Origin of the sequence: Actinomadura graeca (assembly GCF_019175365.1) — a bacterium.
Lineage (GTDB): Bacteria > Actinomycetota > Actinomycetes > Streptosporangiales > Streptosporangiaceae > Spirillospora > Spirillospora graeca.
This window is the reverse complement of sequence record NZ_CP059573.1, coordinates 1-18,745: the sequence shown is the minus strand read 5'-3', so window position 1 is coordinate 18,745 and position 18,745 is coordinate 1. Positions and strand designations below refer to the sequence as shown.

Here is an 18,745-nt window from a genome sequence, read left to right as displayed (position 1 = left end):
TCTTTTACTTCCGGGGGCGGGCCGGTCGGCGGGGGCGGTGGTGGTCATGGCGTCCTCGATGGTGTGGTGCGGCCGGTGGGCCTGGTGTGACTCGGCGGGCCGAAGAGAGCCCGGACCGGTCACCCGGTCCGGGCTCTCGGATGGGTCAGCCGAGCGCGGCCAGAACGGAGGCGGCGGCCAGGGGGACGTCGTGTGCGGCCTGGTCCATCGCGTAGGCGCCGGTGCCGACCGGGGCGGCCTTGGGGTCGCCGAGGCGGTAGAAGCCGCCCTTGCCGATCGCCTCGGCGAACCGTGCGAGCGGCGCGCGCCGGTCGATCACGTAGTGCGTGATGGCGTCGGCGGCCATGGCGGCCGCGACGGAGCGCGGGTTGAGCCGGACGCCGGTGGCGGCCAGGGCCAGGCCGAGCGCGACGGCCTTGGTAGCGGTGAGGCCGGCGACGTGCCGTGCGCACGCGATGCGGCCGGGCCATCCGGGGTCGCCCTTGTGCTCGGCGTCGTGGGGGCGCTGGCCGATGTGGTCGGCGTAGCCGTGCGCGGCGTGCCAGGCCAGGAAGACCAGGCCCGCGCGGGCGGCGCGGTCGGTGGCGGCGGTCATGCGGTCCTCGCTTGGGTCGGTGGGTTCAGGTGCCGGGGCCGGGGGCCCGGACCGCCACGGGGCAGCGGTCCGGGCCCGCCCGGCGCAGGCCGGGCGGTCAGCGGTCGCGGTCGCCCCGCTCGCCGCGGGGCCGGGCCAGGTCCTCGGCCAGGGCCGTCAGGGCCTCGCGGGCGGACTCCATGGCGCTCTCCCAGGAGTCGAGCGCCTCGGGCGCCTCGGCCAGGCGCGACTCCAGCTCGACGGCGCCGAACCCGTCGCAGAGGCGGTCCAGGGCGTGACCGAGCACGCCCACCAGGACGCGCACGTGCGGGCGGCGCATCTCGGTGGACTGCTCGTACACCGCGTCCAGCAGTTCCTCGTTCTCCAGCGCCTCGGCCAGGTCGGCCAGCGCGGTCATGAGGTGGGCCACCGCCGGTGCCTCGCCTTCGAGGCTGCCGATCAGCTCGCGGGTGTCGTCGGGTGACATCTCCAGGTCTTCCAGGACGGACATGCGGGTTCTCCTCTCGGTGGGGCCGGGCCGCCGTGGCACCGGCCGGAACAGGGGGCGGGTGCCGGGTCAGCGCCCGGCGCGCAGCCCGGCCAGGACGGCGGGCAGCTCGTCCGGGGTCACCAGGACCTCGCAGGGGGCCGAGCCGTGGGAGGGGCCGACCAGGCCGCGGACGAACATGGCGTCCATGAGCGCGGACGCTTGGCGGTAGCCGACCCGCAACTTGCGTTGCAGCATCGACGTCGATCCGAACTGCGTGGACACCACCAGCTCGACGGCGCACGCCAGCAACTCGGCTTCCTCGCCGTCCGGGGTGGCGGCCGCGACCGCCGGGGCGGTGCCATCGGCGCTGGTGTCCGGGCCGTCGGCGGGGACGATCTGCCATCCACCGGCGGGCACCACGCGGATGCGGCCGTCGGCCACCAGGCGGCGGGCGTGGCGGTAGATCGTCGCGCGGGCCTGGCCGGTGCGCTCGGCCAGGGCCTCCCACTCCAGCGGGCCGCCGTCGGCCGTCAGGACGGCCAGCAGCGCCTCGGCGCCCGCCAGCGCGGCCGCGCCTGCCTCGGCCTGGCCGCCGTCGGGGCCGTGGCCCCGGCCGCCGCCGAGGGCGTCCTGGCCCTCGCCGTCCGGGCCGCCGATCGGGGCGGCGTCCGGGGCAGGGGGCGTGGTCGAGTTGGCGGCCGCGCCAGCGTCGGGGCCGGTGTCCGGGCCGGCCAGGGCGCGGATGTTGGCCGCCTGGCCCTTGCAGTGCCGGACCACGGCGTCGATCTCCGGGTCGGAGACGTAGGAGTTCTGGAGGCGCATGGGCTGGCTGGCGCCCATCGGCAGGTACAGCGCGTCGCCGTTGCCCAGCAGCTTCTCGGCGCCGGGGGCGTCCAGGACGACGCGGCTATCGGCCAGTGAGGACGTGGCGAACGCCAGCCGCGACGGGACGTTGGCCTTGATCAGGCCGGTCACCACGTCCACCGACGGGCGCTGCGTGGCCAGGACCAGGTGGATACCGGCGGCGCGGGCGAGCTGGGTGATGCGCACCACCGAGTCCTCGACGTCCTTGGGGGCGACCATCATCAGGTCGGCCAGCTCGTCCACGATGGTCAGCAGGTAGGGGACCGGCTGGGTGAGGTCCTGGCCCTCGGCGTCACGCAGCGGCCGCCCGCGCCCCGCCGCCGCCGCGATCTTGGCGTTCAGATCGAGCACATGCCGGACCCCGTGCCGCTCCATCAGGCCGTACCGGCGGTCCATCTCCCCGCACAGCCACGCCAGCGCCTCGGCGGCCTTGCGGGCGTTGGTGATGATCGGCATGAGCAGGTGCGGGACCCCCTGGTAGGGCCTCAGCTCGACGCGCTTGGGGTCGATCAGGATCAGCCGCACCTCGCACGGGTTCGCGCGGATCAGCACCGAGCAGATCAGCCCATTGATGCACGACGACTTGCCCGCGCCGGTCGCACCGGCGATCAGGATGTGCGGCATCTTGGCCAGGTTGGCCACCACCGTGCGTCCCTCGACGTCCTTGCCGAGCCCGACGACCATCGGGTGAGGCTCGGCGGTCGCCGCCTCCGACCGCAGCACGTCACCGAGCCGGACCAGATCCTTGGTGGGGTTGGGCACCTCCACCCCCACGGTGTCGCGGCCGGGCACCGCGGGCAGCATCCGCGCCGGGACCGGCGACTTGACCGCCAGCGTGATGTTCTCCGCAAGCCCGGTGATCTTGGTGACCTTCACGCCCTTGCCGGGCCGGATCTCAAACAGCGTCACGGTCGGGCCGCGCGTGATCCCCACCACTGAGGCGTCGACCTTGAAGTCGGCCAGCACGGCGGCGATGCGGTCGCGGATGCGCTCGGCCTCCCGCTCACCGCCGGTCCGCGGGGGCTCGGCGCGCAGCAGCTCGGCGGCGTCGGGCAGCTCGTAGTCCGCGCACGGGTCGACCACGACCGGCGCGCCGTTGACCGCCACCACCGCCAGCTCGGCACGCGCCCCGCCCTCGGGGCCGGTGGCCGGGGCCGCCGGGGCGGTGGCCGAGGTGGCGGTGGTGGCGTCGGCCGGGACGGCGGTGATGTCGGGGCCCTCGTCCTCGGCCGCCTGGTCCTGGCTCTCCTCCTGGTCCCGCAGCGCCCGGCCCCCGGCGTGCCAGAAATAGGCGACGGTGCCCACCACCACCACCAGCACGAACCAGAAGTTCCCGGTCCGCAGGTTGCTGGTGATCGTTTGGACCGCCACCAGCACGGCGGCGGCCAGGCCGCCGCCACGCGCCCACCGCATCCGGGTGCGGGCCTTCTCCAGTTCCTCAGCAGTGGGGACGATCTCCGGCTCGGCGGCGGCCCGGCGGCGGGGCGCGTAGGCGCGGCCCTGGCGCGCGGCGTGCCCGGCGCGCTCGGCCTCCACCACCTCACGCTGCGCGGCGGCCTCGGCGGCCAGGTCGGCCGCCACCTTCTCGGCCAGTGCCTCGGCGGCCATCGCCTCGGTGGTCACCCACCCGCGCAGCCGCGACCAGGTGACCCGGCCACCCACCCCCACCCGTTCCCAGTGGCGCCGGACGGCCCCCACGGCCCCATCAGCGGCCTCGGCGTCCTCGGCGGAGTCGCCGGGTCCCGCGCCCGGTCCGGCGCCGTCCTGCGGGCCCTCGGCGGCCGGGTCGGTGCCGTAGGCGGCGGCATGCAGTTGCTCGGCGGTCAGTTCCTCGCGGTGGCCGCGCAGGCTCTCCCACGCCTGGCCGACCCGGTCGCGCCAGGTCAGCCGGTAGGGATCGGCGGCCCCGCCGGGGGGCCGTTCGGGCGGCGGGTTGCGGGTGGCCATGGTCAGTCCTCTCGGGCCATCTGGCGGATATGGGCGTTCATCACGTCGGTGAGGTCGTCGGCCAGGCGGGCGGCCAGCTCGGCGGGCACGTCCCGGGTCAGGGCGCGCCACTGGTCCCACGTCACCGCCGCGCGCTCCACCGGACCGGCGGCGGCCGCCTGGCGGGCGCGGAAGAACTGGAGCCGGTTGTCGATGCGGCGCAGCGCGTCCGCCAGCTCACGCGGCGACCGTTCGGGGCTCGACACGGGATCTCTCCTTCCAAGATCGAAAAGGGGTTGTCTCAAGGGGGCGTCTCAGGGGCGGTCGCGCGCGCGCATACGCGCGCGCCTTGGGGCCTGTCAAACGGGTGAGATGAGACGGTGAGACGAGACGGTGAGACGGGCCCTGAGACGGGCCCCGGACGGGCGCGGTCGGCGGCCCGCCCGGGGCGTCTGCGGGACCGGCCCACAGACCGGTCACCGGTCACCGGCGGAGGCCCTCAGCGGCCCGTGCCAGTCCCGGTGCCCGTCCCGGTCCCGGTCCCGGTGCCGCCGGGCGTGCCGGTCACGGTGGTCAGCAACTGGGTCAGCGACGACCCGGCGGTGGTGGACGCCTGGAGCGCGACCGCGCCGAGCACCGACCCAGCCAGCAGCACACCGGCGACGAACGCCGCCAGGACGTGCGGCACCCTGGCCTTCTTGGCCTTGAGCTGCATGTGCAGGTAGAAGCCCAGCAGCAGCACGACCAGGACGGCGCCGCCGCCGCCCACCAGGGCCGGGTTCGGCGCGGCCGCCGGTGCCGTCGGGACCTGGCTCGGCGCGTCGGCGACGATGGCGGTGAGTTGGGACATCATGGTGGTTCTCTCCTTCGTTTCGGTGTGGGAGATCGGGGCCCGGCGCCGTGCTGTGGCGCCGGGCCCGCCTGATCAGGACGGCGTGACGCCGCCGATCAGGAGATGCGAGGACCGGCTGACCTGCGCGAGCGCCACGGCCATGGCGCCGGCCACGGCGGCGGCGCCGGTCACGGCCAGCACCACCCACAGGGACCGCGGGCGGCAGACCCCACCGGCGGGCCCTGCGGCCAGGTCGGCGGCGGGGGCGGGCCCGGTGGTAGGGGCGGTGACGAGCCAGCACGCCCGGTGCATGGCGGCCTCGGCCGCCACCGCCAGCAGCCGCGCGGCGACCGGCCCCCACCGGTCGGCGGCCAGCCCGGCCAGGTCCGACAGCGCCTCAGCCCGGTCGACGTCGTCGTCACCGGCCAGGCCCCGCCCGGCCAGCCGCTCCCACACCACCGCCTCGGCGACGGAGGCGACCATCACCGGGACACGGGCGCTGAGGTCGTCGGCGTCGTCCAGGCCGAGGACCTGGCCGGGCGACATGCCGCGCTCGGCCGCCGCCAGCGACCACGCCAGCGACGCCGCCGCCGCACGCGGCCCGGCGGCCCGGCCGCCTCCCGCGCCCAACCGCGCGTACAGGTCACCGGCGGTGTCCAGCAACTCGGCGCGGTCGGCGGCGGCCCCGGCCACGGCCAGCCCCTCCAAGGCCGCGTTCAGGTCGCGGTACAGCGCGACGTGCCCGGTCATCGCGGGAGTCCGTCCAGGTCACGAGGCGGGTAGGGCAGCAGCGCCCACACGCGGCGACCGGCCGGGCCGCCCTCCCACCCCAGCGACCCCAGCCGCGCGACCGTGCACAACCCGCGCCCGCCGGTGGCGCTGTCGCAGGCCGGCACCGGCACCCGCGGCTCGGTGACCGCGCCCTGATCGGCCACCGCAACCCGCACACCGTCGGCCTCGGCGGTCACCACCAGCGCGTACGCGCCACCCGGCCGCCCCGAGTGGGTGTGCCGGACCGCGTTGGTCACCAGCTCCGACACCGTCAGGACCACGTCGTCCACCAGCTCGGCGGGCAGCGCCCACAACTCCAGCTCGGCCGACACGTTGTGGCGGGCGCGGCCCACCGTCCCGGCCGTGCCGGGCATCCGCCATCCGGCACGCCACCCGGCGGCCTCGGGGCACCCCATCGCGGTCACGACGCCACCGCCGTCCCGGCCGCACGCGCGGCCTGCCCGTCGGCGTCGGCGACCGCCAGGGCGGCGGGCACGTCCGGAGAGGTCAGCAGCACCGGCCCGGACCGCCCCGGCGCCAGGGCCCAAGCCCCCGCGCCCTCGCCGGTGTTCTCGGCGGCGTTCTCGGGCAGCCCGTCCAGGACACGGCGGGCACGTTCGTACCCGACGCCGAGAGCGCGCATCGCGGACCGGACGGTGCGCTCGGCGTCACCGGCCTCCAGCAGCCCGGCCAGCCGGGCGGTCAGCTCGTCATCGGTGGGACGGACTGGCGCGGGCTTGGCCGCCTCAGGGACACGCTTGCCCCGGTTGGGGCGCGACCTGCGCGCCGTTCCCGCCGCCCGGTCTTCCCGCCGGTCGCCGCCGGTTCGCGGGGCGGCGGGACGGCCGTTCTCAGCGGGCCGGGCGACGACCGGAAGAACGCGGCGTCCCTCACACGGCACCGGCCACACCGGCGGCGCAGGAACGGTCACTGGAGTGTTCCCGGGGGCGTCCTGGGGGGTGTTCTCGGCGGGGGTGTCCAGGGCGGGCGCGGCGGTCATCAGCGCGGGCACGGCCAGGTCCATCTCGGCCAGCAGCGGCACCGGCCGCCCGTCCTGGCCGGTCCAGGGATCGGCGCCGGTGATCGCCTTGTCGACCACCCCGATCAGGTGCGCGGTCACCGCCGCCCCGACCGGGCCGATCAGATGCGCGAACATCGCACCGGGCACCGCCCACCACCCGGCCGACGCGGACAGCTCGGCGGGCACCGCCGCCACCAGGTTCAAGAAGACCGACACGGTCAGGGCCCCGGCGGCCACCTTCTCGGCGTCACCGAAGCCGGGCCGGTTCGCGCGTCCCGGGCCTTCGGAGGCGTCCAGGCGCCCACCGGCGGCACCGAGGACGGCACGGCAGATGATCACCCAGCAGACCAAGCCGATGAGCAGCCCCTCCAGGCCCCACAGCACCCACCACACCGGCGAGTGCATGTCCACGGCCATCAGCCGCGCGGCGCCCTGCTGAACACCGGTGGTCGACCACACACCGAACCCGATCAGCAGGGGGACCAGCACCAGCAGGTTGCGGCGGCGCAGACGCTCCAGCCGCAGCGCGCGTGCCTCACCCGACCGCGCCATCTCCGAGGTGATGCGGGTCCGCTCACCCGCCGCGCGGGCCTGGCGGTACAGCCTCGCCAGCCCCACCGACGCGGCCGCATCCTCGGCCCGCTCGGCGCGCTCCAGCTCGGCCAGCCGCGCGGCCTCGGCCAGATCAGCGCGGTCACGGCCATGACCGGCCTCGGCGCGCTCCCTCTCCAGCTCGTGACGCCGCCGCGCGGCCGCCACCTCACGCTCACGGCCAAGCGCCGTCGCCAGCTCGGCCGGATCGTCGACCACCGGCACGGCGGCGTCCTTGCGGCCCCGCCCGCCGATCATGCCGACACCTCCAAGGCGTCGGACTCGGCGGCGGCCTCGTCGGCCAGCAGGGCTCGAATCTCAGACTCACGGAACCGGCGATGACCGCCCGGCGTGCGGATGCTGCCGACCCGTCCCTGAGCCGCCCATCGGGTCGCCGTCTTGGGGTCCACCCGGAACAGTGCGCCCACCTCAGCCGGGGTAAGGAATCGCTCCTCGCTAACAGATTTGGCCGGGTAGCTCGGCTCCGGAATGCTGTTCTCCACGGATCGTTCTCCTGCTCGAATCGGGAATCGGGCGATCCGGCGGCCTCGGCGGTGGCATCCGCCGGGGCCGCACTTCGTCCTGCGAGCGAACCGGACACCGCGACCGTTCTGGCCATACGGTCTGTTGCTCTGCGGACAGAGCAAGGAGAGCACAAGCGGACCTGCTCTGTCTACAGAGCAACAGTGATGGATAGGCTTACCCCATGACCGACATCACGGACGGCCGGTCCCGGCAGACGCGGATCGCCGACGATCTACGAGCGAAGATCCGAACCGGGGTCTTGCAGCCTGGAGAAAGACTGCCGGGCCTGCCCGATCTGGTCACCGGCTACGGAATAGACATGCCCGGAGTGAGCATGAACACGGTCCGCCTAGCGATCGCAAAGCTACGGCAAGAGGGCCTGATCATCTCGAAGCAGGGGAAGGGAAATTTCGTGCGAACCGAACTTCCCGTACGACGCCATGGCATCGAGCGGTACAGCCGATCAGTTTGGGGCGGAAAGGAACCCAAGGCACTTCTAGAGGCTGAGGGCGGCCGCCAAGGAAGGAGTGTCCGCCAGGACACCGAGACGGCAATCGTCCCCGCACCTGCCTTTGTAGCTAAGCGCCTCGATGGAGTCTCCGAAGGGGATCCCGTTCATGTCCGACGGCGCGTCACCAGGCTGGACGGCGTGATCAATCAAGCCGCAGACAGCTATTTCACGCTCGCCACTGGCGAGCGGTCGCCAGCCGTCGTCGCTGGCGAGGGCCAGGGAGGTCACATTGCCCGGATCAACGCAATCTCACCGGTGCTTGAAGTAGAGGAAGAGATCACGGCTCGAATGCCCACAGGGCCGGAATCGTCACGTCTGGACATCCCCGAAGGCACACCAGTCCTAGACGTGATCCGCACCTATCACACCGAGATTGGCGCGCTCGACATCACCAAATTCGTAATTAGGGCAGATATGGCGGTCTTCAACTACCGCTTCCCGATTCCGGACTGACCTTGTGCGGCCTCGGTGGGTCCGGTCTGCGCGTCGGGCGGCCGGGCCGGGGGCCGGGCACGTCACCGGTTTCCCGTACGGCGTTGACGTGACGTACGGCCACCGTCCCGGCCGGGGCGGCGCCCGCCGGTCTCGCCGTCCGCGTCGGCCTCCACCGAGTCCAGCAGCGCGCGCAGCTCGGCGACCACAGCGCGGGCCGCGTCGGGGTTCTGGCGGGCGTAGTCGCGGAACGCGGGGCGGCCCACGGTCCGGGTGACGGCGGCGCGCAGGCGGTCGGCCTCGGCGGTGAACGCCTCGGCGGGGTCGGCCGGTGCGGCCGGGTCGGGGCCGAGCTGGCCGGTCAGGTAGGCACGGATGTCGTCGGCGGCGCGGGCCGGGTCGAACGCCTCGGCGTCGGCCACCACGCCCACAGCGCCGCGCAGGACCGCGGCGGTGACCTTGACATCGTCGGCGTCGGCGGCGACCTCAACCACGGTCTCGTACACCGTCACCGCCGCGTCGGTGCCGTGCCGGGCGGCCAGGGGCAGCAGTTCCCGCACCTGCGCTTCGTTGATCCTGTCCCCAATTGGGGACAGTGCCTCGGCGACCGGCCACGCGGCGATCAGCCGGTATGCCTGGGAGGTCTGCATCCCCCACCGGTCGGTGACGTACCGCTCGAACGTGTCGTGTCCAGCCCGGTACAGGCGGGCGTCCCGGATGGTCTGGAGGGCTTTCCCAGCGGCCCAGAACGCCAGACGCAACCCGTCCAGGGCGGCCTCGCACGCGGCCAGGTCGGCGCGTTCACGGGCGTTCAGGGCGCCCTCGGCGTCGACCTCGGCCGCCGGTGGCGCGGGCACGGTGCCAGGCCCGGCCGGGGGCCTGGCGGCGCGTTTGCCCGCGCGGGAGGGGGCGGCGGCAGTGTCGGCCGTGTCGGTGGTGGTCGCCGGTGTCTGGTCCTGGCCGGTCGCCTCTGGCGCCGCCGGGTCGGCCTCGCCGGTCTTGCCGAGCCGGCCCTTGTTGAGCAATTTAGACACGGATCCCTCCGGTGCTGCGCAGGTGGTCCAGCAGGGCGCGGTACTGATCGGCGAGGATCTTGGCCTCGCGGCCGGGTGCCCTGGTGATCGGGAACGAGGTGTACCGGGCGTCCTCGCGGATGGCGTATTCGGTGATCTGTACGGCCACCACCTCGCCGGGGAAGTCCTCGGCGAGGTCGGTGTCGATCTGGTCGTGGACGGCCCGGCGGTCGCTCTCGCGAGGGACGATGCTGCGGACTATCCCGGCGTAGGTGAGTCCGGGGTTGGCGCCCTGGCGGATCAGGCGCAGAGACCGGCGGGCGTGGGCCACGCCCGAGTACCCGTCGGTGGTCAGCATGGTGGGGATCACCACGTGCGTGGCGGCGGTCAGGCCGGTGGTGACCAGCTTCCCGCCAGCGCGCGGCGGTAGGTCGATCAGGACCAGATCGGCCTCGCCGTCCAGGGCGGCCAGCCCACGGGCCAGGCGCCCCTCGATGGCGTGCGGGTCGGTCTCGCGGTGCGCCAGCTGCCGTTCGGCGGCGATCACGCGGACCGTGCCCGGCCAGTGCTCACCAGCCGGTAGCAGCACATCGCCAATCGCCTCGGCCGGGTCGACCGGGTCGGCGTCCTCGGGCACGTACAGCAGATCGTTCAGGGTGAGGGTCTGCGGGCCGACGACCACGCCCAGTTCCTCGGTGGCCGACGCGCGCGGATCGGCGTCGACCACAATGACGCGCGCCCCGTCCTCGGCGGCGGTGGCGGCCATGCCGGTGGTGATCGACGTCTTACCGACGCCGCCTTTCTCCGAGTACTGGGCACTCACCAGGGTTGACACGGGCGCCTCCAGGGGGCGGGCGGCCTGGCGGCCAGACCAGACGCGCCGAGGCGCACCTGGCGGGGTCGTAGGGGTCTCATGGCCGGTCACGCTACTCGTAGGCCGAGGTCGTGGCGGTCGACCTGACATGTGTGGCCGAGCTGATCACCGAACGCCACCAGCGGCCGGTTTGACCGTTCAAACGACAAAACGCGCGCGGACGCGGGCGCGGGCGCCCGCAAGGTGCACGCCGCCGAGCCAGAAGGGCAACGACGCCCCGACACGGGCGACACCGGAAGGGCGACGCCGGACATGCGACGGGCCGCCGGGGGGGTGCGGGGTCCGGACGCGCGACGGCCCGGCCTCGGCGAGGGCGAGGCCGGGCCGTCGCGCCAAAGGCGCGCCGCTACCGGGTTGAGTTCAGCGGCCGGGCCGGTCGTCCTGGCCCGTCCTGGTCCTGGCGTTCGGTGGCCCACCGGCGCACGGTGCCCTCGCGGGCGCCGACCTGGCGGGCGACGTCGGCGACGTCGCCCCCGGCGGCCAGCAGGTCGCGGGCGGCCTCGGCGGTCCAGCGGTTCACGGTGTCGGGCGACACCTCGGCCAGCTCGGCCACGCGCCGCACCGGCACCCCGGCCGCGCGGGCCGCCAGGACGGCGGGGCGGGTCCGGTCCTCCAGCGCGCGCCGCTCACGGGCCAGGCCGGCCAGCTCGGCGACCGCGCGGGCCCGCCGCGCCTCGGCCAGCTCGGCGGCGCCGTGCCCGGGGGCCGGCCCGGTCGGCCCGGTGGCGGCGGGGCCGGGGCCGGGCGTCACGCGTCCTCCAGGCCGGCCTCGTCATCGCCGCGGCGCGCCCGGTACAGGGAACCCTTGGCCTGGTCGATCAGCGCTTTCGCCTGCCCGATCAGCTCGAACACCTCGGCGCGAGCGTCGCCGGTGCCGCCGGGGAGCGGGGTGCCCAGCGGCCGCCAGTCCGACCTCAGCCAGGCCGCGGCTTCGCTCAGCCCGTTGCGGGCGGTGTTCAGCTCGCCGAGCGCGCTGCCGACGATGTCGTTCCACGTCGGGAGTTGGTGTTCCTGCATCACGCGTCCTCGGGGTCGGGGCGGCTGGACTCCAGGCCGCGGGTGGCGGCCTGGCACCGGTCCAGCGCGGCCCGCAGCGCCTCGGCGTGCCCGGTGGCCTGCTGCGCGGCGGCCCGCAGGGCGGCGTGCGCGGCGGCGGCATCGCCTCCGTGGTCGCCGTAGCGGGGGTTCTCGCGGGCGTGACCGGTGTCGACCTCGGCGCCGATGAACTGCGTCATCTGGCCGAGGGCCTGCGGGAGCAGCGCCACGGCCGAGGCCAGCGACCCGAGCACGGTGTAGACGTCGGAGGGGTAGCGCAGGCCGCGCTTCTCAGGGGAGGTGGCGTAGTTCAGCAGCCGGGCCGCCGCGCCGATCGCCTCGGCGATCGCGCGGGTCTGCTCGTGGTCGTGCGGCCCGTCGGGGGTGGCGGGCCGGGCGTCGTCGTCGGTGCGGATCTCCAGCATCCGGGGTGCCTCTCTCACTTGGGAACTGTGTACCGCCATCATAACAAGACGTACCGAGATCAGAACATTTCCGGCCGGTTCGGGTCACCGCACCGCAGGCCGTCCGGCAGGCGTCGCGCGGCCGTACTGTCCGGCTAAGCCGCCCCGGCGGCCAGGACCGGCCCCCCGGGGACTGGCGGTTGCCGTGCACGCGGGGACGGCGCGGCCCTACGGTCGGGATGCGTACGGACTTCGGCGGACGGCGGGCGGCGGCTGGTGGATGAGGACGACGAGGAGATCGCCCCCGGCATCACCCGGGACCACATCCACCCCTACGCCGACCTGACCGCCGCGAACCTGGAGGGCGCGGACCTGACCGGCGCGAACCTGACCGCCGCGGACCTGACCCGCGCGAACCTGACCGCCGCGAACCTCACCGCCGCGAACCTGAGCCGCGCGAACCTGAGCCGCGCGAACCTGATCCATGCGAACCTGATCCACGCACGCCTGATCGGCGCGTACCTGGTCGGCGTGAGCCTGCTCGGCGCCGACCTCACCGGCGCCGACCTCACCGGCGCGTACCTGCCCCAGCGACACCTCGCGGCCTCTCACAAGTCCGTTCTCCTGGGCGGTGTCCGCCTGTCCGAGGTCCGGCTGAACGGCGCAGACCTGGCCGACGCGTACCTGGTCGACGCGGACCTGACCGGCGCGAACCTGATCCACGCGAACCTGATCGACGCGAACCTGGCCCGCGCGAACCTGGCCCGCGCGAACCTCACCGACGCGAACCTGAACGGCGCGCTCCTGACCGGCGCGGATCTGACCGAGGCGATCTTGATCGGCACCCGGCTGCTGCGGGCGCGCTGGACGGGGGCCGAGGCGGAGGGGCGCCAGGATCGGCCCGGGTCCTGGGGGGAGACGCGGTGGCCCGCGGCCTGGAAGACCGGGATAACGCGGCGGTCGGCGCAGGTCGGGCGGGGCTTGTACGAGGTGGTAGGCGAGGATCCCGGCGGACCCGCGTAGCGGCGACCCGATAACGACCACCCGGTCACTTTCTCTCACATAATGCTGATTATGTGAGAACGTGAGGGCTCATGGACGACGCACCTCTCACCGGGACCCTGATCGGCGCGGCCGCCGCCGCCTCCCGCGCCAGCGTGACCGTCTCGCCGGACGGCCGGGGCGTCGACGTGCCCGCGCCGATGGTCGCCAGCGTCGGCGACATCGCCGGGCTGGCCCCGCGCCGGGCGCGCGGCGACGGCGGCGAGGTGGCGGCCGCCGACGTCGACCTGGTCGACGCGCTGCCCCGGGACCTGGCCTGGTCGACCGTGGCGGCGTGGCTGACGGCGGGCAAGAGCGTCTCGACGCGGCGGGCGCGGCTGGCCGACCTGGCGGCGTGGCTGCGGTGGCTGCAGGCGCACGCGCCGGGCCTGGCGCTGCTGGCGGCCACCGAGGACACCGTGACCGGGTACCGCGAGGCGATCGCCACCGGCACCGCCCGCGCCGGGATCAAGACGCCGGGCAAGCCGCTGTCCGCGGCGTCGGTGGCCCGCCGCCTGTCGAGCCTGGCCAGCTTCTACGGCTACGCGGTCCGGCGGGCGGGCCTGGCCCGCAACCCGGCGGCCGCCGAGCTGGTAGAGCGCCCCGAGGTCGCCGGCGTCGGCGTCACCCCGTCCCGGACCCTCGGCGAGGCGGTCGCGCTGCTGGAGGGCGCCGAGCGCATCGCCCCCGGCCACCCCGGCGACGCCGCCGCGGTGGCGCTGCTGATCTCCACCGGGCTGCGCGCCGCCGAGGTCGCCGGGCTGTCCGCCGAGCGGATCGGCACCGACGCCGGGCACTACGTCATCCGGGTCCGGGTCAAGGGCGGCAAGACCGTCGCGGTGCCGCTGCCGCCCCGGGTATGCGCCCTGGTGCTCCCGCGCACCGAGGGCAAGCGCCCCGCCGACCTGATCATCACGCGCGAGGACGGGCGGCCGTTCGACCGGTGGCGGCTGACCACCGCGCTACGCCGCGCCGCCCGCGCCGCCGAGGTCGACCCGGCGGGCCTGACCCCGCACGTGCTGCGCGCCACCGCCGCCACGCTGCTCCTGGACGCCGGGGTGCCGGTCGAGCTGGTCCAGGACCTGCTCGGGCACGCCTCCCCGGTCACCACGCAACGCTACGACCGGGGCACCCGCCGCCTGGACGGCCACGCGACCTACCGGCTGGCCTCCATCCTGGCTGGTGGCGCGTGAGCCCCCGGCCGCAGGCCGGTTTGTGAAACCGGACGACATCAGGGCGGCGCGGGTGTGGCCGCGGCCTCGACGGTGGCGAACACCTGGAAGGAGCCGGGGAATCCGGCGGTGTCCAGTGCCCGCTGGACGGCGGGCCGGGGCGCGGCCAGCGCCATGGTGCCTGTACACGGCCAGGGCACACCGGGACGCACCGGGCCACACCCCCGCGAACGCCACCCACCCCATGCGACCCGGCCACCCAGACGAGGACCAGGCGGACGACGCCATCCGCAACACCGAAGGCAGCGCACCGGATGAGGACTTTCTTTACGTCTTCAAGGGCGCCGCTCGCGGCGCCAGGACGGCGGCTGCCCCGCCGGGCTGCGGCCTCTGCGGGCCGGTCCCGGCGGGCCGCCGCTATCCCGAGGGCGAGGGCCGCGCGTTTGACCGGTCAAACGCCAAAAACGCGCGCGCGAGGTGCCCGAGCTGGCGCCGCACGCGCGGGGCAAGATATGGAAATCGTGCACATAAGGCGTCCCGGCCGGGACGAGCGCCGGGTCCCGGGGAACGGCTCTCGTCCCCCCGACAGGGGCCTACCGGCGGCCGCCGGGGGCCTACCGGACGGGGCCGGGTAGGCGGGGCCCTCTACCGGAGTAGGGGGGACGGGTAGGCGCCTCCCGCCAGCGCGGTAGGCACCGGTAGAGGGGGTCCGGCGCGCGACCCCGCCACCCCCGTCCGGGCCGGATCCGCAAGGGGGCACGAGGGGGTACGAGAGGGGCGTCCCGGTAGTGGACGCGGCGTCGGATTACACCGCCGATCCGGGAGAGCAAGATATGTCAAAAGTCAGACCTTTCACCGGATCAGCTGAACCGGGGTGCGCCGGGAACGCCTCGCCGATGCCTCATCGATGCGCCGCCGGTGCGTTGCCGAATCGGGCTGTCTGGGGTCAGGCGGCGGCCTGGCGGCCGGCCAGGGGCGCCCGGCCCGGCCGGGCCGGGCGTGCGGCCTGGGGGCCGGTCCCGGCCCGGCCGCCCGCGCGCCGCTAGACGCTAGGTCGCACGTCCCCGAGCCCATCAGCCGCTAGCGCCGCCGCTAGGTCTAGCGTGGCGTGCCGCTAGGACGTCCCGGTCCGCTAGGGGACGTCTCAGCGCGTCCCCGGGGACGTCCCGGGGACGTCCCGGCCGGACGTCGGGCACGAGCACCAGGAGGAGCGCGGCCGCGCGCGGCGTGCCAGGTCCACCGGTTGCCGGAAAACGGGGACAGCAAGATAGATGATCAGACGTCTGATCCGTCCTGGTGAGGACGGAGCGCTCCGCTGGCGGGGGTGGCCGGTCCCCCCGTTCCGCTTCGTCCGGGACGGGTCGCGTTCGGTGGTCAGTGGGGTGCGGCCCCGGCGGTTGCGCGTGCCGGGGTCGCACCCGTTCGCTGTTGGCTACGCCCTCGTCTCGAAGAATCGGACCGAGACGGCGTTGACGTTGGGGACGGACCGGCTCTCCCACGGGCCGAACTCGGCCTTGTGGCTGCCGGTACAGCTCTGGGTCTGGTACACCCGCACCCTGAAGGCGCTCCTGTTGTTGCCGTAGGTCACGTTGGTGATGGCCGTGTCCAGGGGCACGCAGCCGGGCTCGGCCTGGATGTAGTGGTTGGTGCCGTTGTAGAGGACCAGCTGACCCTCGTCGGCGGACGCGGGGCTGGTGAGGGCGCCGAGCACCGCACCTGCCACAACAACGGGTGCGAGCGCCTTGCCGATCTTCTTGCCGATCATGGTGCTCCTTAGTCGGTAACCGATGATCACTTTACGTAATCATGTGATTACCATAAGTCACATAGCCGGGGATTGCGACGGGCGAGGACGGAAGGTGACCGTGGCGGGGACGGCGGCTGACGTGTGCCCACGGCGGGCCGTCCGCACGTGGTGCGCGGACGGTCGGCTGGGGGGCCGTTGCCGCCGGGGGCTCCGCCGCCCCCGGACCCCCGCGGGCCGGAACACCCGGACGCCCGGGGAACGCCGTCTCGGATGCGGGCCGCCCGGGCGTCCGGGCGCCCCGGAACGCAGCGGCCAGCCACCGGTATTCCTGACCTCAGGCGTCAGGAGGGCTCAGGCGTGAGACGGAGAATCCACCGGGGCTCGCAAGCCCTTGGGAAGTCATTAGGTATCGTCGATCTCTAGATTCGTCCGGGACGAAACGATCCGCCCGGCCGGGAGGGGCCGTTGAGCGACTCCGAGCAGCGCCAGGAGCACCACGCCGGAGACCGCGTCACCGAGCGCCTGGCAGGGCGGGACTGCCGGTGGTGCGGGACGTGGGTGCCCTACCGCGGCACCGGCCGCCCCCGCGACTACTGCTCCAAGTCCTGCCGCAACCGCGCCAGCGAGGTTCGCACCATCGAGGCCCGGCTGGGCCGCCAGCTCGCCGCCGGGCGGCTGCGCACCGCACCCGTCCGCGAAGTCGTCGAACGCGTCGTTGAACGCGTCATCGAGCGTCCCGCCGCCCCGGCCCGGCCCGACGAGAACGAGGACGAGGGCCGGGACGAGGAGATGGCCGTGCTCGCCGGCGACGTCCTCGCCGTCCCCGCCACCGCCCGCGAATGGCGGCATGTCCTGGACCTGCTGGCGACCGCGCTGACCGAGCCCGGTCCCCTCCGGGCCCGCCACTACGACCACCGCCACATCCACCACGGCCTCGTCGCGGTCCTGCGCGCCCTGGACCACGCCCACCCCGGCGGCCTGGCCGACCTCGACTGAAGACCGCCAGGCGTGATCGTCACCGGCGGCGGGCGCGTAGTTCGGCCGCGCGGCGCCGGAATTCGGCCGCTCCGGGCCCCTCGCCGTCGGGGCCGGTGGCTGGACCGGTGCCCTGGTGGGCGGCCAGCTCGGCCAGGACGGCCTGTACGGGCGGCGGGGAGGGTGCGGGCGGGTCGCAGGCTGCGGCGGGCGCTGCGGGGCGCTCAGCGGCGCCTTGGGGGGCGTGGGCGGCCCGCCGTTCGCTGGCCGCCAGCGCGCACGCCTTGCATGGAGCGTCCTGGTCCAGGTGCCACCGGTCCTCGCAGCGCACGTCCGGGCATTGGAAGTCCCGGCGAATGATCTTGAAGGCGACGGCGGCGACCGACCGTGTGACCTCGGCGACGATCTTGTACCGCCAGTAGTCCCAGTGGCGGGCGATGCGGTCGGCCAGCTCGGCCGGGGTGCGGTGGTCGAGCTGGCGGGCGAGTTCGGCGGCCAGCCGGTCGGCCTCGTGGCCCGCCAGACGGCCGGTCAGCTCGGCGGGCAGCGCCTGCCAGACCTCGGCGACAGATCGGGTCCGGTCCAGCCATCCCGGCCGTGCCGCGCGCCGCCTGGCCCTCGCCGTGATCGTTGCCATCCCGGCCGTAGGCCGCCCGGCCGCCACCGCCGCGCCACCGCACGCCACGCGCGCGCCCGCGTAACCGTCAGGTCGACGCAAGCGGGAAATTTCTGCGGCTCTTCCCTGTCCCTCACTCCGTGAGGGACGGGAAGGGTGGACATTTAGCGGCTTGGGCCTGTGGCCTGCGGAAACGCGGCGGATCTTGGGGACCTGGCCGTCGTGGGGGCCCTCGGCGGCCTGATATCGGGTCTCGGTTGTCCACAGGGGTACGCACAGCCGGTAGGTCTGGGCGCGGTTGCCCTGGCCCCGGTGCGGGTCCCGGCCACGCGTGCGGCCCGCCCGGATCGTCTCGGTGGTGCCGACCTCGCGCGTCGAGAGGTAGCCCCACCGGTGCAGCAGGTCGACGCACCGGGCCACGGTGCGGGGGCACACGCCCACCTCGGCGGCGATCAGCGCGTGGCCGGGCCGGGACTCCAGCGTCGTCCAGTCGGCGCGCTCCAGCAGCACCCGCGCCACCGCCAGCACATGCCGCCGCCCGTCCGCGCGGCGCAGCTCGACGTGCAGCCGGACGTCGACGGCCAGGGCGCGCCAGACCTCGGCCAGGCCCTCGGCCGCGCGGGCCCCCTCGGGCACCTGGCCCACCAGTCCCCGCCACCGGCCCGCAGACATGTACGGGCGGCTCCGCGACGGAGGCGGGCAGTACACGACTTGATCATTGGGCGGGCAGGGCAGACGCCCGCCCCCGGTGTCCATTACCGTGGTGGGCACGACAAGGCCCTTCGTGTCTGCGTTGGCATCGGATCCTTCGTCGTAGTGCCGCACCGGGTTGGTAGCCGTGGTGGTGCGGCGTGAGTGGTCGGCCCTGGCGTCCCGCAGCAACGGGGCGGCCAGGGCCGCTTGCTGTCTAGCCGGTCATCGCGAGCTGCTGGCCGTCCTCCTCCAGTCCGAGCCGCTTCACATCGCGCCGGACCTGCGGGTCGGTCTCGGCGGCCTCGGCCAGCTTGCGGCGCACCCGCGCGGCCGTGACGGGGGGCAGGCCGTCCAGGATCGACGGCCAGTCGTCGGCCTCGGACATCATGATCAGGGCCGGTACCGAGTGGTACAGCGCCGCCGGGATCGGCAGCCCGTCGCAGATCGCCATGCGGCACACCACGTAGTCGGCCATGGGGACGTCGAGGCGCTCGGCGTGCTCCATGTAGAGCCGGTAGTGCGTCGCGGGAAACCGCACGGTGGTGCGGACCCGATCGCCCTTCGTCGGCTTGGTCATGACCCGCACTCCTACCGGCATCCGATGCCCGCAGAGGGGAGCGACACGCCGCACGCCCCGA

At 74.5% G+C, this 18,745-nt stretch carries 22 protein-coding genes; 4 read left to right on the top strand and 18 right to left on the bottom strand.

The window, feature by feature from the left end; all coding sequences use genetic code 11:
* Window positions 1-145: 145 nt before the first annotated feature.
* The 9 genes from AGRA3207_RS39590 to AGRA3207_RS39550 form a co-directional block, all read right to left on the bottom strand.
* Entirely contained in the window at window positions 146-595 is a 450-nt protein-coding gene (locus tag AGRA3207_RS39590) for a transcriptional regulator (RefSeq protein WP_231336560.1), read from the bottom strand.
* A gap of 97 nt (window positions 596-692) precedes the next feature.
* Window positions 693-1,085: a hypothetical protein gene (locus AGRA3207_RS39585; protein ID WP_231336559.1), complete on the bottom strand. Its 393-nt coding sequence runs from the start codon at window positions 1,083-1,085 to the stop codon at window positions 693-695.
* Window positions 1,086-1,151: 66 nt separating this feature from the next.
* The gene (locus AGRA3207_RS39580; protein WP_231336558.1) at window positions 1,152-3,875 is read right to left on the bottom strand and encodes a DNA translocase FtsK; all 2,724 of its coding nucleotides are present in this window, start codon (window positions 3,873-3,875) and stop codon (window positions 1,152-1,154) included.
* Window positions 3,876-3,877: 2 nt separating this feature from the next.
* Window positions 3,878-4,120, bottom strand: a complete 243-nt coding sequence (locus AGRA3207_RS39575; RefSeq protein ID WP_231336557.1) for a hypothetical protein — start codon at window positions 4,118-4,120, stop codon at window positions 3,878-3,880.
* 233 nt (window positions 4,121-4,353) lie between these two features.
* Entirely contained in the window at window positions 4,354-4,707 is a 354-nt protein-coding gene (locus AGRA3207_RS39570; protein ID WP_231336556.1) for a hypothetical protein, read from the bottom strand.
* A 72-nt stretch (window positions 4,708-4,779) separates the two neighbouring features.
* On the bottom strand, window positions 4,780-5,436 hold the full coding sequence (locus AGRA3207_RS39565; protein WP_231336555.1) for a hypothetical protein: 657 nt from the start codon (window positions 5,434-5,436) through the stop codon (window positions 4,780-4,782).
* Window positions 5,433-5,873: an ATP-binding protein gene (locus tag AGRA3207_RS39560; RefSeq protein WP_231336574.1), complete on the bottom strand. Its 441-nt coding sequence runs from the start codon at window positions 5,871-5,873 to the stop codon at window positions 5,433-5,435. Before AGRA3207_RS39560 ends, AGRA3207_RS39565 begins: the two co-directional genes overlap by 4 nt.
* Before the next feature lie 5 nt (window positions 5,874-5,878).
* Complete coding sequence (locus AGRA3207_RS39555) at window positions 5,879-7,327, bottom strand: hypothetical protein (RefSeq protein ID WP_231336554.1); 1,449 nt, start codon at window positions 7,325-7,327, stop codon at window positions 5,879-5,881.
* Complete coding sequence (locus AGRA3207_RS39550) at window positions 7,324-7,560, bottom strand: BldC family transcriptional regulator (RefSeq protein ID WP_231336573.1); 237 nt, start codon at window positions 7,558-7,560, stop codon at window positions 7,324-7,326. The genes AGRA3207_RS39555 and AGRA3207_RS39550 overlap by 4 nt, the downstream gene beginning before the upstream one ends.
* Before the next feature lie 215 nt (window positions 7,561-7,775).
* Between AGRA3207_RS39550 and AGRA3207_RS39545 the strand changes: the two genes are divergently transcribed.
* The gene (locus AGRA3207_RS39545) at window positions 7,776-8,558 is read left to right on the top strand and encodes a GntR family transcriptional regulator (RefSeq protein ID WP_231336553.1); all 783 of its coding nucleotides are present in this window, start codon (window positions 7,776-7,778) and stop codon (window positions 8,556-8,558) included.
* Window positions 8,559-8,620: 62 nt separating this feature from the next.
* Here AGRA3207_RS39545 and AGRA3207_RS39540 read toward each other — a convergent pair whose 3' ends face one another.
* From AGRA3207_RS39540 to AGRA3207_RS39520, 5 genes are all read right to left on the bottom strand, one after another.
* The gene (locus tag AGRA3207_RS39540; protein WP_231336572.1) at window positions 8,621-9,571 is read right to left on the bottom strand and encodes a hypothetical protein; all 951 of its coding nucleotides are present in this window, start codon (window positions 9,569-9,571) and stop codon (window positions 8,621-8,623) included.
* A complete protein-coding gene (locus AGRA3207_RS39535; RefSeq protein ID WP_231336571.1) occupies window positions 9,564-10,385 on the bottom strand; it encodes a ParA family protein in 822 nt (273 codons plus the stop codon). The genes AGRA3207_RS39540 and AGRA3207_RS39535 overlap by 8 nt, the downstream gene beginning before the upstream one ends.
* Window positions 10,386-10,770: 385 nt before the next feature.
* Window positions 10,771-11,175: a hypothetical protein gene (locus tag AGRA3207_RS39530; RefSeq protein ID WP_231336570.1), complete on the bottom strand. Its 405-nt coding sequence runs from the start codon at window positions 11,173-11,175 to the stop codon at window positions 10,771-10,773.
* Window positions 11,172-11,441 (bottom strand): hypothetical protein, encoded by a 270-nt coding sequence (locus AGRA3207_RS39525; RefSeq protein ID WP_231336569.1) that lies wholly within the window; start codon window positions 11,439-11,441, stop codon window positions 11,172-11,174. Before AGRA3207_RS39525 ends, AGRA3207_RS39530 begins: the two co-directional genes overlap by 4 nt.
* A complete protein-coding gene (locus tag AGRA3207_RS39520; protein WP_231336568.1) occupies window positions 11,441-11,902 on the bottom strand; it encodes a hypothetical protein in 462 nt (153 codons plus the stop codon). Before AGRA3207_RS39520 ends, AGRA3207_RS39525 begins: the two co-directional genes overlap by 1 nt.
* A 237-nt stretch (window positions 11,903-12,139) precedes the next feature.
* On the opposite strand from AGRA3207_RS39520, the gene AGRA3207_RS39515 reads away from it, so the two are divergent.
* Together AGRA3207_RS39515 and AGRA3207_RS39510 are read left to right on the top strand one after the other, a co-directional pair.
* Complete coding sequence (locus tag AGRA3207_RS39515; protein ID WP_231336567.1) at window positions 12,140-12,886, top strand: pentapeptide repeat-containing protein; 747 nt, start codon at window positions 12,140-12,142, stop codon at window positions 12,884-12,886.
* A gap of 71 nt (window positions 12,887-12,957) precedes the next feature.
* Window positions 12,958-14,097: a tyrosine-type recombinase/integrase gene (locus tag AGRA3207_RS39510; protein ID WP_231336566.1), complete on the top strand. Its 1,140-nt coding sequence runs from the start codon at window positions 12,958-12,960 to the stop codon at window positions 14,095-14,097.
* Between the two features lie 38 nt (window positions 14,098-14,135).
* On the opposite strand, the gene AGRA3207_RS39505 is transcribed toward AGRA3207_RS39510, so the two are convergent.
* Window positions 14,136-14,288, bottom strand: coding sequence for an STAS domain-containing protein (locus AGRA3207_RS39505; protein ID WP_231336565.1), 153 nt, complete (start codon window positions 14,286-14,288; stop codon window positions 14,136-14,138).
* A 1,220-nt stretch (window positions 14,289-15,508) separates the two neighbouring features.
* Complete coding sequence (locus AGRA3207_RS39500; RefSeq protein ID WP_231336564.1) at window positions 15,509-15,841, bottom strand: hypothetical protein; 333 nt, start codon at window positions 15,839-15,841, stop codon at window positions 15,509-15,511.
* Between the two features lie 447 nt (window positions 15,842-16,288).
* Between AGRA3207_RS39500 and AGRA3207_RS39495 the strand changes: the two genes are divergently transcribed.
* The gene (locus AGRA3207_RS39495) at window positions 16,289-16,819 is read left to right on the top strand and encodes a hypothetical protein (RefSeq protein ID WP_231336563.1); all 531 of its coding nucleotides are present in this window, start codon (window positions 16,289-16,291) and stop codon (window positions 16,817-16,819) included.
* Between the two features lie 19 nt (window positions 16,820-16,838).
* On the opposite strand, the gene AGRA3207_RS39490 is transcribed toward AGRA3207_RS39495, so the two are convergent.
* On the bottom strand, window positions 16,839-18,086 hold the full coding sequence (locus AGRA3207_RS39490; RefSeq protein WP_231336562.1) for a hypothetical protein: 1,248 nt from the start codon (window positions 18,084-18,086) through the stop codon (window positions 16,839-16,841).
* A 235-nt stretch (window positions 18,087-18,321) separates the two neighbouring features.
* Window positions 18,322-18,684 (bottom strand): hypothetical protein, encoded by a 363-nt coding sequence (locus AGRA3207_RS39485; protein ID WP_231336561.1) that lies wholly within the window; start codon window positions 18,682-18,684, stop codon window positions 18,322-18,324.
* Between the last annotated feature and the right edge of the window lie 61 nt (window positions 18,685-18,745).

What these genes read in the sequence shown, in the direction of transcription:
- AGRA3207_RS39510 (WP_231336566.1), top strand. Translation starts at nt 12,958, where the DNA reads ATGGACGACGCACCTCTCACCGGGACCCTGATCGGCGCGGCCGCCGCC.
- AGRA3207_RS39560 (WP_231336574.1), bottom strand. Translation starts at nt 5,873, where the DNA reads ATGGGGTGCCCCGAGGCCGCCGGGTGGCGTGCCGGATGGCGGATGCCC.
- AGRA3207_RS39555 (WP_231336554.1), bottom strand. Translation starts at nt 7,327, where the DNA reads ATGATCGGCGGGCGGGGCCGCAAGGACGCCGCCGTGCCGGTGGTCGAC.
- AGRA3207_RS39585 (WP_231336559.1), bottom strand. Translation starts at nt 1,085, where the DNA reads ATGTCCGTCCTGGAAGACCTGGAGATGTCACCCGACGACACCCGCGAG.
- AGRA3207_RS39590 (WP_231336560.1), bottom strand. Translation starts at nt 595, where the DNA reads ATGACCGCCGCCACCGACCGCGCCGCCCGCGCGGGCCTGGTCTTCCTG.
- AGRA3207_RS39545 (WP_231336553.1), top strand. Translation starts at nt 7,776, where the DNA reads ATGACCGACATCACGGACGGCCGGTCCCGGCAGACGCGGATCGCCGAC.
- AGRA3207_RS39580 (WP_231336558.1), bottom strand. Translation starts at nt 3,875, where the DNA reads ATGGCCACCCGCAACCCGCCGCCCGAACGGCCCCCCGGCGGGGCCGCC.
- AGRA3207_RS39500 (WP_231336564.1), bottom strand. Translation starts at nt 15,841, where the DNA reads ATGATCGGCAAGAAGATCGGCAAGGCGCTCGCACCCGTTGTTGTGGCA.
- AGRA3207_RS39485 (WP_231336561.1), bottom strand. Translation starts at nt 18,684, where the DNA reads ATGACCAAGCCGACGAAGGGCGATCGGGTCCGCACCACCGTGCGGTTT.
- AGRA3207_RS39565 (WP_231336555.1), bottom strand. Translation starts at nt 5,436, where the DNA reads ATGACCGGGCACGTCGCGCTGTACCGCGACCTGAACGCGGCCTTGGAG.
- AGRA3207_RS39570 (WP_231336556.1), bottom strand. Translation starts at nt 4,707, where the DNA reads ATGATGTCCCAACTCACCGCCATCGTCGCCGACGCGCCGAGCCAGGTC.
- AGRA3207_RS39525 (WP_231336569.1), bottom strand. Translation starts at nt 11,441, where the DNA reads ATGCAGGAACACCAACTCCCGACGTGGAACGACATCGTCGGCAGCGCG.
- AGRA3207_RS39490 (WP_231336562.1), bottom strand. Translation starts at nt 18,086, where the DNA reads ATGTCTGCGGGCCGGTGGCGGGGACTGGTGGGCCAGGTGCCCGAGGGG.